This is a genomic window from Marinobacterium sp. xm-g-48 (assembly GCF_013282925.1).
Lineage (GTDB): Bacteria > Pseudomonadota > Gammaproteobacteria > Pseudomonadales > Balneatricaceae > Marinobacterium_E.
Window position 1 is genome coordinate 122,603 of sequence record NZ_WBYQ01000004.1, and the last position, 13,146, is coordinate 135,748.

The window sequence follows — 13,146 nt, forward strand, 5'->3', positions numbered from 1 at the left end:
TAAAATAACTACACACCCCAGTATAATGCGCGCTGCGAAACTATCACCGCAGATTCCGAAGGAAATAAATTGAGGTCACAAACTTCAATTTGATGGAATCCTACCGTTAACATTTGGGGACTAGAATGGCTAAAAAACCAAGTACCATCGTCTACACACTCACTGACGAAGCACCAGCACTTGCGACAGCATCACTACTACCGATCGTACGTAAGTTTGCTAAAACCGCAGACATTAATGTTGAACTCTGCGACATCTCACTAGCAGGACGTATCCTCTCCTCTTTCCCCGAGTACCTTAACGATCAACAGAAGGTTGAAGACGGTCTAGCACAACTAGGTAACATGACCTCTGATCCAAACCTTAACCTGATCAAACTACCAAACATCTCAGCCTCTGTACCTCAGTTGAAAGCTGCAATTGCTGAACTTCAGGGCCAGGGCTACCACGTACCTGAATTCCCAGATGAGCCACGTAACGACAAAGAGATCGAGATCCGTGATCGTTACTCTAAGATTCTAGGTTCCGCTGTTAACCCTGTACTACGTCAGGGTAACTCAGACCGTCGTGCTCCAGCGGCTGTTAAAGCCTTTGCACGCAAGCACCCACACAGCATGGGGCAATGGAGCAAAGCGTCACGTACGCACGCTGACTACATGAACGGCGGCGACTTCTTCTCAAGCGAACAGTCTGTAACGATGGAGAAGGACACTAAGGTCCGTATCGAGTTCATCTGTGGCGATGGCAACATCACCGTTAAGAAAGAGCTAGACCTTCAGAAAGGTGAAGTGCTTGACGGCATGTTCATGAGCGCTAAAGCGCTTCGCAATTTCTTCGAAGAGACTCTACAAGACTGTAAAGAGTCTGGCGTTATGTGGTCACTTCACGTAAAAGCGACCATGATGAAAGTCTCTCACCCTATCGTATTTGGTCACGCTGTGACTGTCTTCTACAAAGAGGTATGGGACAAGTGGGGCGAGCTGTTTGAAGAGCTAGGTGTTAACCCTAACAACGGTATGGGTAACATTCTTGATAAGCTTGAAACACTGCCTAACTCTAAGCGTGAAGAGATCCTAGAAGATATCCACGCAGCTGCACTGCACCGCCCAGAAATGGCGATGGTTGATTCCGTTAAAGGCATCACTAACCTTCACGTACCTTCAGACGTTATCGTCGACGCCTCTATGCCTGCGATGATCCGTAACTCAGGTAAGATGTGGGGCCCTGACGGCAAGACTAAAGACACTAAAGCGGTCATGCCTGAATCGACTTACGCTCGTATCTACCAGGAGATGATCAACTTCTGTAAAACGCACGGTGCGTTCGATCCAACGACTATGGGTACCGTTCCAAACGTCGGTCTAATGGCGATGAAAGCGGAAGAGTACGGTTCGCACGATAAGACCTTCGAAATGGAAGAGGATGGCATCATGCGCGTCGTTGCTGAAGACGGCACTGTATTGATGGGCCACAAAGTTGAGAAAGGTGATATCTGGCGTGCGTGTCAGACCAAAGATGCTGCGATCCGTGACTGGGTTAAATTGGCTGTGACTCGTTCACGTCAATCAGACACTCCTGCGATCTTCTGGCTAGACGCTGAACGTGCCCACGACCGTGAACTTCGTAAGAAGGTAGAACTCTACCTACAAGAACACGACACTGAAGGTCTAGATCTTCGCATCATGTCTTACGTACGCGCGATGCGCTCTACTTGTGAGCGTCTAATCCGTGGCATGGATACCATCTCTGTTACCGGTAACGTACTTCGTGACTACCTAACCGACCTATTCCCAATCATGGAGCTAGGCACTTCTGCTAAGATGCTATCCGTTGTTCCAATGCTTGCGGGCGGCGGTATGTACGAAACAGGCGCTGGTGGTTCTGCACCTAAGCACGTACAGCAGGTTGTCGAAGAGAACCACCTACGTTGGGACTCTTTAGGTGAATTCCTTGCAATCGGTGTCTCACTAGAAGAGCTAGGCATCAAAGAGAACAAACCACGTGCTAAAGTTCTTGCAGCAGCACTCGATCGTGCAACTGAAACACTACTTGAGCGTGGTAAGTCACCCTCTCGTCGTACTGGTGAACTGGACAACCGCGGAAGCCACTTCTACCTAGGCCTTTACTGGGCACAGGAACTTGCACAGCAGGAAGAAGATAAAGAGCTAGCAGCAACCTTCGCTAAAGTTGCTGAAGATCTAAGCGCTAACGAAGCGAAAATCCTAGAAGAGCTAGCAGCCGTTCAAGGCAACCCAGCGGATCTTCAGGGTTACTACCATGCACCGCTAGACGTTGTAACTAAGGTTATGCGCCCAAGTGAGACTCTAAACAGCATCATCGATGCCTAAGGGTTAGCGTGAATAAAAAAACCGCGGCTTGCCGCGGTTTTTTTGTTGGAGCGATCTTGAAAAGGTCGCGAAAAAAGATCGCCTCATCTTCGATAAGGCTCCAACGTACTGGTGACAGGCTTTAGCCTGTCATCCGCTTTTAAATTACGTGCAGAGCTTGGCAGTAAACTAAAAGAGCGGGTGACAGGCTAAAGCCAGTCACCGGCAATCTGCCCAAACTAGGCTTTCGCTTTCAACGTCATCACCCCACCCAACACAATCAACCCCATACCGGCAATCGTTAAGGTTGCTAGAGTCTCATCCCACAACAACCAACCGACCAGACTGGCTATGATGACTGAGCTGTAGGTGAATGGCCCAAGATAACCAGCGGGGGCGCTATGGTATGCCTTAGTCATTGAGAGTTGCGCCAAGGTCGATAGCGCAGCGATTCCAATGACCCCCGCTAACTCAAACCAACCCAGTGCAACCCAACCCTGCAGTGCAAAGGGCGCACTGAATAGAGACGCAAATAGCGAGAAGTAGAAGACCACCCTGCGAGAGGGTTCTGTATCTTTCATTTTACGCACGAAGATCTTCGCTTGAGCGCCAAGCACTGCACCAGCAAGACCTATCAAAACCGCCAGTTGCAGACCGGCATTGGCTGGATTAAGGACCAGTGCTACCCCAATAAACCCGATCGGCAGGGACCAAAACAGGATGGGGTGGATCTTCTCTTTCAAGAACCAGAGCGCCAGCAGTGGCATGAACAGCGGTGCCGTCTGTTTTAACAGGGCTGCCGTACCTAGTGGAAGATGAGTCCAGCCATAGTAGAGACAGGACATGGCAGAGACACCAACCAGAGCCCTACCCAAATGAAGGTTGATGCGTGAGGTTTTCAGCGAAATCCCCTTCGCACCCAACACCAGTGGCAGCATAATGAGCAGACCAAAAGCGTTTCGTAAGAAGACCAGCTGCGCAACCGAGAGCGCCTCAGCGACGGTTCGAATTAACACACCGGTAGCCACCAAGACCGCTTCTGCAAAAATAACTAACAGAACCCCTTTTAAGAGCTGGTTTGCACCCTGCTCACTCACAATGAGAATCGCTGGTAGTTGTCAGAGAGAGTCTCTGCTGTTTTAGCGCTGGTCACAATCGCTTCATAGCCCTCTTCAGGGTTTGATAGATACTGATTAACCACTCGCTCAATATCACCCAAAGTCACAGCTAACACTCTTGAGCGATACTCCATGCGTTGTTCTGGTGTACGGCCAAAGAGTGCATTCAGGTAGGTCGCTTTGGCTTCGCCTGCCGGTGAACCCGGTTTATCGATCGAACTGATCACACCCAAGATAGCCTCTTCCAACTTCTCAGAATCCGCACCACCGTCAAGCAACCAAGCCACTGATTGATCGAAGTGGTTGATCGTCTCGATGCTGTTGGGATCACGGTAGCTGTAGAAGCGGAATAGCCCGTCACCACTGTCTTGGCTGGCACCTGAACCGTAAGCACCGCCCTGCTCTCGAATGGCACGGTGCAGGTAACCGTTTCGTAGAATCTCACCTGCAACGGTCAACGCGGCGGCATCTGGATGCGCTACGGTGACGGTCCTGAAGACCTTGGCACAGAAGTTAACCTGTGTATTAACGATCCAAGCCTGCTGCTTCACTGGCGCTTCAGTCGATACCTGGAAAGGCTTATCGATCGAGCCAGAGGATAGACGCGCAAACTCTTTTTCAAACTGGCGCAGACAGCTCTCTTTATGCTCTGAATCCGCCACTAATAGCGCTTTAGGGCTAGAGGCCATAATCACTTGGTGAATGCCTCTAAGCTCTTCAGCCAAGGCGTTCAACTGGCTTTCATCACTGGATTGATCAGCCAACTCACGGGCCAATTTAATCGATGGCAAACCTCTAGAGGCGTGAGAGAAACCAGCCCCAGGTGCCAAACCAGCACTGGCGGCCAAAATCGCTAACGAGTGCCCCTGACCGGTAACAGACTGCTCTTTTCGAGACGCGTTCTGATTGAGCAACTCAGCAATACGAGCCGTCTCATTAAAAGGTGCTGAAACCAACATATCGGCCATCAACTCAGAGAGTGCCGCTTGATTAACAACTAACCCTTTGCCAGATAAGGTCAGAATAGCGCGCAGTTGTGTCGCATCATCGGTCGCTGCTCGGGCATTGATAGAAGCAGAGATACCACCACTAATGGCGCTCTCCAATGCCTGGTGCTCTTTGTAGGTTCGGCCAGCACTACCCAATTCCGTTAGACACTGAGTGTAGAGTGGTAGAAGGGTCTGCTGCCTTGCCGTTAGTTCTGGCAGATCAAACAGCAGCTGTTGGTAGACGATGCCATTGGTGCCGGCTGTAAACCAAGTAGTGGAATCATTGACCTGATCACCTACCGGGAAGTGACATTCAACAGGAACATCCTCTAAAGTCACTTTTGGCAGCAGTGAAGGGTCATCGGCTTGGGTTTGACGCTCTTCGAGCTGTTTAGCGAGCGCATCGATCGACTCTAACGCTTCACGACTCAAACTCTGTTTGTATTGGGCCAGACGATCCGCCTCAGCCTGATCTTTACGCTGACTCAATTCGGTATCAGGCCTTAGAGTGAGTAGCACACGGTGCGGGTTATCGAGCAACCAAGTTTTTACTAGATTCGGAATGAACTGAGGGTCTTTAATCTCCTCTCGTAGTTGATCCAGAACAGAGTCAATATTGAGGCTCGCAATGGCATCACCACGGTGAATCGCATTTGATAGGGAGGCTAGGATTAGCGACATACCAAAGGGGTAGTGATCACCAGTAATTTCTCGTTGTTGAAGCTCCAACTGGTGCAGTTGGGCGGCCACAACGGATGGATCAACACCCTGATCAACCACCTCTTGCAGCGTATCCAACACCAGCTGCTCAAACTGCGCCGCTCGCTCAGGCTCACTCCCCTCGATACCACAGAGGAATGACATTTCGCGATTAGAGTCCTCGATACCACAAAGCGGTGAAGGTGCAGCTCCTAAATCTGTTGACTCTAGAGCGGCTCGCAGGGGTGAACTGGAATTATCCAACAGAACGCGTGACAGAAGTTGCCCCTCAAGCTCTGCCTTAAGATCGATCGACGGTTTGGTCAACCAACCAATGACATGATGGGTCTTACCCTCTGTCTCACCCTGATCGAGTGGGTAGGCCTCTTCTACCTTGATCGGGGCAAAGTAACGCTTCTCATCAGGCACACTTAATTCAGAATCGAGTCGTTCAAAACGATTAAACGCCTGCTCTTCAAAGCGACGCTGTAATTCGTCAACGGGAATATCACCAAAGGTCATGACAATGGCATTACTTGGGTGATAGTGGGTCTCATGAAAGGCTTTTAACTGATCGTATGTCAGATCTGGAATATCCGCAGGTTCTCCGCCCGAGTTGTAGTGGTAGGTCGTCGTTGGGAAAAGGTATTTAGAGACGGTTTGCCACAGCACCGATGTGGTTGAGCTCATGGCCCCCTTCATCTCGTTGAATACGACTCCTTTAAAGAGCAGGTCCGACTCTGGATTACCCGCTTCCGCTAGCTCTACACGGTGTCCCTCTTGCGCAAAATCTAATGGGTCGAGACGCGGGAAAAATGCAGCATCAAGATAGACATCCAAGAGATTGAAAAAGTCTTTACGGTTCTGGCTGGCAAAGGGGTACGCAGTCCAATCGCTGCTGGTAAACGCGTTCATGAAGGTATTCAGTGAACGGCGAGTCATCATGAAGAAGGGATCACGAACAGGAAAACGCTCACTACCACAAAGCGCTGTATGTTCGAGGATATGAGCCACCCCGGTTGAATCTTCAGGCATGGTTCTGAAGGCCACTAAGAAGACGTTTTCATCATAATCAGTTGCAAGGTGGAAGTGCTTAGCCCCTGTCGCCTTGTGCTCATACTCGCTCATTTCGATTCCGAGCGAGTTGATCATTTCTGAACGGATAAATTGAAAACTCTCGTGTGCTTGTGCCAAACCCAACAACCCTTTAATAAAAATTTATTGCAGAATTGTACCGGCATTGAATCATTTAAGCATCCACTTCGAACCAATCGATATTACTTAAAAGCCCCATATTTACTGGGGGTTAAGGTTAAAAATCATAACTAAAAACTTGAAATCTTGAGTAAAATGCTCAACATTATAAAGAGCTATAAAACTAAAGCGTTCAGGTTGTAATAAACCGAACCAAACCAGCAACGAGAAGAGGACATTATGGCCACTTACGACAGTATCAACACACAAGCACAGGGTGCCGTACGCGATACCAATAAAATGATTCGCAACACATACATGCTGCTTGCGATGACCATGGTATTCAGTACCGTCACTGCCGTTATCTCTATGGCGATCAACCCACCGTTTATCGTCTACCTAGGAAGCATCATCGTCAGCTTCATTATGCTTTTTGTCATCAACAAGAAGCAGAATACAGCCGCTGCACTTCCATTGACCTTCCTTTTCACAGGTCTAATGGGTTTTGGTCTAGGACCAATCCTTAACTCCTACCTAGCACTACCGAATGGCGGTCAAATTGTAGCGACGGCTCTGGGTATGACTGCTGTAACCTTCTTCGGTCTAACGGGCTACGTCATGTCTAGCCGCCGTGATTTTAGCTTCATGGGTGGATTCCTGGCTGCGGGCTCTATCGTACTGATCGTAGCAATGCTTGCGATGTTCATCCTGCCTCTCTTCGGTGTGGATGTATCAGGCATGCAGCTTGCTTTCTCTGCTGCGGTTGTTTTCCTAATGGCAGGCTTCCTTCTGTACGATACAAGCAACATCATCAACGGTACCTACACCAACTACATCATGGCGACGGTGGGTCTCTACCTAAACGTCTACAACTTGTTTGTTCACCTACTGAGCCTAGTGGGTGCGTTTAACGACGACTAATTTGTTGTTTGAGTTTCTTTTAAAATCCCCGCAATAGCGGGGATTTTTTGTTGGAGGCATATCGAAGATGTGGCGATCTTTTCGGTGGCAGTAATTTGCTCCTGCAATGACTGCATATAGACCATCCCTGGACTTAACTGGCCTTCAGCCTGTCAACCGCAGGTAGGCTTTATTACCAATCTGGAAAACACCGATATAGCAGATGACAGGCTAAAGCCAGTCACTGGTGCTAATAGCTAGATTCTCATTTATAAAGAGCCTGCTCCGTGCAGGCGCTGAAACTCTCGCCCATCCGGGGCTCGATCCTTTCAACGTCTTAACGAAAAAGAACACCGTGCTCGCTCTCAGTCGGACGGGGGCGACTGGCACGAGATTCGAGTCTGGCACTGTTGGAGCGGTCTTGAAAAGGCCGCGATTGATGTTCATAAAGATATATCTTCAAGCACCAGTGACTGGCTTTAGCCTGTCATCTGCTTTATCGGTGTTTTCCGGATTATCTGATAAATTCTACCAGCGGATGACAGGCTGAGAGCCAGTCACCGGCAACATTGCTGAAAACAGAAGAAGGCTAGCCGACGTCAGTCGGATAGAAGTGCTTTTGATCTTCAATAACAAAACACCCACAAAGATGTGCCTATCAAAAATAAGTTGTTAGAATTCTCACCATGAAATACACCCTCATCATTCAATCCGCGCCGATCGATCATCAGAGCAGCCATACCGCTTTGCGCTTTGCTCGTACGCTTTTGAAGGCGGGTCATAGCATTGAGCGCCTATTTTTTTATGGTGCTGGGGTTCACAATGCGACGAGTCACAGTGTTGCTCCACAAGATGAGTTAAACCTGCCTGAGCAGTGGCAGCAGTTTGTTACTCAACACTCACTGGATGCTGTTGTCTGCATTGCGGCGGCGGTACGGCGTGGGGTTATTAACTCAGCGGAGAGTAGCCGCTACAGCAAGACGGGTGACAATTTAGCGGACGGCTATGATCTATCGGGTCTGGGGCAGCTAGTCGCCAGTGCGGTGGAATCTGACCGTGTCGTTACCTTTGGGGCTGGTTCATGAAACAGTTTCTTGTGATCACCTCTTCAGCACCTTATGGAAGCGCTCAAGCCCGAGAGGCAACTGACCTTGCACTGGCTGCCGCTCTGTTTGATCAGAAGGTCTCTCTTCTGTTTCAGGGTGATGGCGTGTTCCAACTGCTACCGGATCAAAACCCAGCAGTGATAGAGCAGAAAAACCTTTCCGCCATGCAGCAGGCGCTTCCGCTCTACGATGTAGAGGATCTGTTCTATTGTGCTGACTCTTTAGAGGAGCGAGGCATTACTCAAGACAAGCTTGCTCTGCCGGCAAAAGCGTTGAGTCGTTCTGAGATCGCACTACTCATTCGCCAACAGGATCATATTTTCCATGTCTAGCTCCAACGACAAGATCAGAGGCACTCTCTACATCGTCAATACACCGCCTAACAGCCCCAACAAGCTTCAGGCATGCCTTGAGCTACTGCAGGCTGATGATCATCTACTTCTTATCGAAAATGGCGTCTACTGGGCTTCTGAAGGCTTAAGCCGTTCATTACAAGAACTACCCTGCCCCGCGACGGTTTTAGAGTGCGATTGCCAGGCTCGTGGGGTCCTTAGTTCATTACCGACCTGTAGCGATGGTGGGTTTGTCGATCTGACGATTCAGTATCCGCGCTCTGTGAGTTGGTTCTAATGAGTGATCTGCTGGTTAACGGTGTTAGCTACCCATTGGATGCCGAAGGGTACCTAGAAAATTTAACTCAGTGGAATGTTGAGCTGGCTGAGTCCTTTGCAGAGAGCATTGATCTAGAGCTTACAGAAGCTCACTGGGAATTGATTGACCTGATGCGTCAGTTCTATCAAGAGTTTGAACTATCCCCTGCGATGCGTCCGTTCATCAAATACACCACACTGCATCTGGGGGCTGATAAAGGGAAAAGTATCTACCTAATGCAGCTCTTTCCTGGCGAGGGTAGCCCGGTAAAGCGTATTGCCCTGATTGCAGGACTGCCTAAACCGGACAACTGTCTGTAGGTTAGCTAAGCCTAAGCCGCTTTTTTGAACAAACGGTGGAAGTTAGCCGCTGAACGTTCAGCCACCTCTTCTACTCGTAGCCCTTTAAGATCAGCAACGCACTGTGCGACTTCTGCGACGTAACCTGGTTGGTTCGGTTTACCGCGATAAGGTACAGGCGCTAGATAGGGTGAATCGGTCTCAATGAGGAACTTATCCAGTGGGACCGCTTTAACGACCTCGCGAAGATCTGCGGCGTTCTTAAAGGTGATAATGCCTGAGAAAGAGATCATAAAGCCGAGCTCAATTGAGCGCATCGCCATCTCCATCGTCTCTGTAAAACAGTGCATCACCCCAGCAGTCTTTGGATCCGCATGCTCCTGCATCACCTCAAGCGTCTCTTCTCTCGCTTCACGTGTGTGAATGATGACGGGGAGATCCAACTCACTTCCCAGCTTTAAGTGGTTAGCAAAACTCTCTACCTGCTGCTCTTTGGTATCCGTCTTATAGAAGAAATCGAGTCCAGTCTCACCTAAGGCGACGACACGCTGATTTGCCGCAACCGCTTGGCGAATCTGAGCCTCATTCCAAGGACTCTCTTCGACGTGGCATGGGTGAATGCCAACCGAAGCGTAGACATCAGACTGCCCCTCTATTGCCTCTAACATCGCAGGGTAGAGATTCATATCGATACCGACACAGAGCATTTTAGAGACACCGCGTTGACGTGCATCATTAAGCAGCTCAGTCAGTGAATCGTTATGTTTGGAGAGATCTAAACGGTCTAAGTGACAATGAGAATCGATGAACATGATTGTAAACTTTGAAAACGATGAAAATTAAATGGTAAGCGTTTGACGGCCTGATTCGTGTGCACCCGCAAGGTAGGTATCAATCTTCTTAAGCAGCTCAGTCTCGTCAGATGAGAGTTGAATACCAATCCCCGGCACTTTACCGCCCTGCGCATTCTTAGGTGTTTGCCAAACCACTTTGCCGGTGACAGGGATCTTATCAGGCTCGCCCATTAGCGATAGCAGCAGGAAGATCTCTTCGCCTAGCTCGTACTGATCTTTGGTTGGTATAAACAGACCACCACGCTCTAAAAACGGCATGTAAGCACGATAGAGATCCTCTTTCGTATGTATAACGAGTCCGAGGATGCCGTGATTTTCTGATTTAACTGTCTCAACCATTACTTAACACTCAACTCTTTCCAATCAAAAAACAGTTTCTCTAATAGTAGCTGCTTATTGGGGTTTAGGTGGCGTTGGATCGCGTTTAATTCAACTTGAACTGACTCATAGAGTTTCAGTACACGGCTTGCATTCGCCTGTTTTGCAACTGAATCCACCATCTTACGCATATCCAAATTGATGCGAGGCTGTTCATCCTGCGCAATCTGAATTCTTACAATATCACCCAACAGAGATTGCCACCAAATTAGAGGCAGACGCAGATCCTCTTTTTGGTATTTCTCTGCCAAGGCGACTGGACTGACTCGAGCACGCAACAGATCGGCCAAGCCACCCAAAAAATTGGCACGAAGATCAATCGCACCACCGGACTTCCATTCGTAAGCTGTTAATGGAGCTCCTTGCGCTAACCCCAAGTAACCTTTGGCTTTTTCAGGAGGTAGCTGAAGCTTTTCGGCCAGCCAATCAGTCGCTAAACCAGCTTCAGGCAGACTAAATTCAATTCTTTGACAACGACTACGAATGGTCGGCATCACCTGACCTAACTGGTGAGCAATCAACAGGATGAGTGTGTTATTGCCAGGCTCTTCGAGGGTTTTCAACAGAGCATTGGCCGCAGAGATATTCATCTCTTCTGCAGGGTCGATGATCAAGACGCGATAACCACCCTGCTGCGCAGTGCCGTGTAAGCGATCAATGGTTTCGCGCACCTGATCAACTTTAATCACCTTACCAGCCTCTTCAGGTGAGAGGTGAAGCAGGTCCGGATGCGTCTCGTGCTGAATCAGCTCACAGGTTTTACATTGACCACAGGGTTCTGAACCCCTAGGGTTATTACAGAGCAAGCGTTTAGCGAGGTGCTCAGCAAAGGCACGTTTACCCACCCCTTTATGCCCAGCCAATAACAGCGCATGAGGTAACTTATTATCAGCGATCAACTGATCAATACGCTGCCAATACTCTGCCTGCCAAGGAAGAATGCTCACAATGCAACTCCAAACTCACGCAGCACCGCCGCAATTTGAGCTTGAACCTGAGGAATGGCAGGCTCTGCATCAATAATTCGAATGCGTCCGTTTGAAGTTGCTGCACGCTCTAGGTAACGATCGCGTACACGACCAAAGAAGCTCATCTCCTCTTGTTCGAAGCGATCGAGCGCAGCTCGTGCACGCGCACGGCTCATACCTACCTCAACCGGTAGGTCTAGCAGTAGGGTTAAGTCGGGTTGAAGATCGGACAACACCAACGACTCTAGCTGATCAATAGTCGTTTGATTCATCGCTCGGCCACCACCCTGATAAGCATGAGTCGCATCGATAAAACGATCACAAAGCACCCATTTACCTTCAGCCAAAGCGGGTTTAATGAGGGTCTCAACATGCTGTGCTCGAGCAGCAAAGACAAGAAGGAGTTCTGTCATCTCGGACATCGATTCAGATCGCGGGGTCAAAAGCAGCTCACGAACCTGTTCAGCCAATTCAGTTCCACCCGGTTCACGTGTCACGACCAGATCGATACCGGACGATTCGAGACAGTCTTGAATGTAGTCTAAGTTGGTCGTTTTACCGACCCCTTCACCACCTTCGAGTGTAATGAACTTGCCTTGCATTAGTTGGCCTCTGGTGTAGAACGATAATCTTTGCGACGTTTCAATTGATACTCTCTTACGGCGCGATTGTGTTGCTCTAGTGTATCTGAAAACTGGTGCGAACCGTCACCTTTGGCGACAAAATAGAGCGCCTTACCAGGCTCAGGATTAAGCGCTGCGACAATCGCATCCTCCCCTACCAATGCAATTGGCGTAGGAGGGAGCGCTGGAATTCTATAAGTGTTATAGGGTGTCGACTCTTTTAAATGCTTACGTGTCAGATTGCCCTGATAACGCTCACCTAAGCCATAGATCACGGTTGGATCGGTCTGCAGTCGCATACCCCGATTCAGACGACGAATGAAGACACCCGAGATCTGCCCCCGCTCACTACTCAAACCCGTCTCTTTCTCGATGATAGATGCCAGAATAAGGGCTTCGTAGGAACTCTCAAGCGGCAATGTTATATCACGACTCTGCCAATGCTTATCTAACACATCATTAAGCATTCTGTGTGCACGAAGCAGCAGTTCTTTGTCCGTTGTACCCCGCTCAAAATAGTAGGTCTCGGCTAAAAATAGGCCTTCAGATGAATCGACATTGAGGCCCAGTTCAGTCGACAAACTGGCGGCATCCGTAGCACTCAATGTTTTCTCAAGCAGTTCATTGTCTGCAAGAGAGGCCAGCATCTCTTTAACGGTTGCCCCCTCAATAAGGGTCACTCGATACTGCACAGATCGACCCGATATGAGACGATCAAGCAGGGTCTCTAGGGTATCACCCACCCTTACCTCATACTCGCCGCTGCGCAACTTGGTGAGTTCTGGCTGAAGCTTAAACAGTAACTTAAGTTTGAACGGCTCATCCAACCAGTGACGATCGGATAGCTCTTGAACCAAGCGTGAGGCCGTATAGCCAGTAGGAACCGTCAAGGTGGTTGGTTGCTGGAGCGCTAGACGCTGTTTAGGAAGATCAAGAACGGACTGATATTGGCTCCACCCAACAGAGGCAAGCACCATAAAAAAAGCAACAAATACTATGACTGTTCGTTTTAACAAACCTAAACCCAATGAGTATTAGCA

13 protein-coding genes are annotated in these 13,146 nt (G+C 49.2%); 6 read left to right on the forward strand and 7 right to left on the reverse strand.

Annotated elements, in window-relative coordinates; genetic code table 11:
- Positions 1 to 125: 125 nt before the first annotated feature.
- On the forward strand, positions 126 to 2,348 hold the full coding sequence (locus XMG48_RS08245; RefSeq protein ID WP_173481586.1) for an NADP-dependent isocitrate dehydrogenase: 2,223 nt from the start codon (positions 126 to 128) through the stop codon (positions 2,346 to 2,348).
- A 218-nt stretch (positions 2,349 to 2,566) separates the two neighbouring features.
- Here XMG48_RS08245 and XMG48_RS08250 read toward each other — a convergent pair whose 3' ends face one another.
- On the reverse strand, positions 2,567 to 3,424 hold the full coding sequence (locus XMG48_RS08250) for a DMT family transporter (RefSeq protein ID WP_173481587.1): 858 nt from the start codon (positions 3,422 to 3,424) through the stop codon (positions 2,567 to 2,569).
- Positions 3,421 to 6,327: an insulinase family protein gene (locus XMG48_RS08255; RefSeq protein ID WP_371731445.1), complete on the reverse strand. Its 2,907-nt coding sequence runs from the start codon at positions 6,325 to 6,327 to the stop codon at positions 3,421 to 3,423. Before XMG48_RS08255 ends, XMG48_RS08250 begins: the two co-directional genes overlap by 4 nt.
- Positions 6,328 to 6,567: 240 nt before the next feature.
- On the opposite strand from XMG48_RS08255, the gene XMG48_RS08260 reads away from it, so the two are divergent.
- From XMG48_RS08260 to XMG48_RS08280, 5 genes are all read left to right on the forward strand, one after another.
- The gene (locus XMG48_RS08260; protein WP_173481588.1) at positions 6,568 to 7,248 is read left to right on the forward strand and encodes a Bax inhibitor-1/YccA family protein; all 681 of its coding nucleotides are present in this window, start codon (positions 6,568 to 6,570) and stop codon (positions 7,246 to 7,248) included.
- Positions 7,249 to 7,913: 665 nt separating this feature from the next.
- Positions 7,914 to 8,312, forward strand: a complete 399-nt coding sequence (gene tusD / locus XMG48_RS08265) for a sulfurtransferase complex subunit TusD (RefSeq protein ID WP_173481589.1) — start codon at positions 7,914 to 7,916, stop codon at positions 8,310 to 8,312.
- The gene (tusC, locus tag XMG48_RS08270) at positions 8,309 to 8,665 is read left to right on the forward strand and encodes a sulfurtransferase complex subunit TusC (RefSeq protein WP_173481590.1); all 357 of its coding nucleotides are present in this window, start codon (positions 8,309 to 8,311) and stop codon (positions 8,663 to 8,665) included. Before tusD ends, tusC begins: the two co-directional genes overlap by 4 nt.
- Positions 8,658 to 8,963 carry a sulfurtransferase complex subunit TusB gene (gene tusB / locus XMG48_RS08275; RefSeq protein WP_173481591.1) on the forward strand — a complete coding sequence of 102 codons (306 nt, stop codon included), beginning with the start codon at positions 8,658 to 8,660 and terminating at the stop codon, positions 8,961 to 8,963. Before tusC ends, tusB begins: the two co-directional genes overlap by 8 nt.
- Positions 8,963 to 9,304 (forward strand): TusE/DsrC/DsvC family sulfur relay protein, encoded by a 342-nt coding sequence (locus XMG48_RS08280; RefSeq protein ID WP_173481592.1) that lies wholly within the window; start codon positions 8,963 to 8,965, stop codon positions 9,302 to 9,304. The genes tusB and XMG48_RS08280 overlap by 1 nt, the downstream gene beginning before the upstream one ends.
- Positions 9,305 to 9,315: 11 nt before the next feature.
- Here the strand turns inward: XMG48_RS08280 and XMG48_RS08285 are convergent, their stop codons facing one another.
- The 5 genes from XMG48_RS08285 to mltG are packed head-to-tail and all read right to left on the reverse strand — an operon-like array spanning position 9,316 to position 13,122.
- Positions 9,316 to 10,095 (reverse strand): TatD family hydrolase, encoded by a 780-nt coding sequence (locus XMG48_RS08285; protein ID WP_173481593.1) that lies wholly within the window; start codon positions 10,093 to 10,095, stop codon positions 9,316 to 9,318.
- 27 nt (positions 10,096 to 10,122) lie between these two features.
- Positions 10,123 to 10,476: a PilZ domain-containing protein gene (locus XMG48_RS08290; RefSeq protein WP_173481594.1), complete on the reverse strand. Its 354-nt coding sequence runs from the start codon at positions 10,474 to 10,476 to the stop codon at positions 10,123 to 10,125.
- Positions 10,476 to 11,462: a DNA polymerase III subunit delta' gene (locus XMG48_RS08295; RefSeq protein WP_173481595.1), complete on the reverse strand. Its 987-nt coding sequence runs from the start codon at positions 11,460 to 11,462 to the stop codon at positions 10,476 to 10,478. Before XMG48_RS08295 ends, XMG48_RS08290 begins: the two co-directional genes overlap by 1 nt.
- A complete protein-coding gene (gene tmk, locus XMG48_RS08300) occupies positions 11,459 to 12,085 on the reverse strand; it encodes a dTMP kinase (protein ID WP_173481596.1) in 627 nt (208 codons plus the stop codon). Before tmk ends, XMG48_RS08295 begins: the two co-directional genes overlap by 4 nt.
- The gene (mltG, locus tag XMG48_RS08305) at positions 12,085 to 13,122 is read right to left on the reverse strand and encodes an endolytic transglycosylase MltG (RefSeq protein WP_173481597.1); all 1,038 of its coding nucleotides are present in this window, start codon (positions 13,120 to 13,122) and stop codon (positions 12,085 to 12,087) included. The genes tmk and mltG overlap by 1 nt, the downstream gene beginning before the upstream one ends.
- Positions 13,123 to 13,146: the final 24 nt, after the last annotated feature.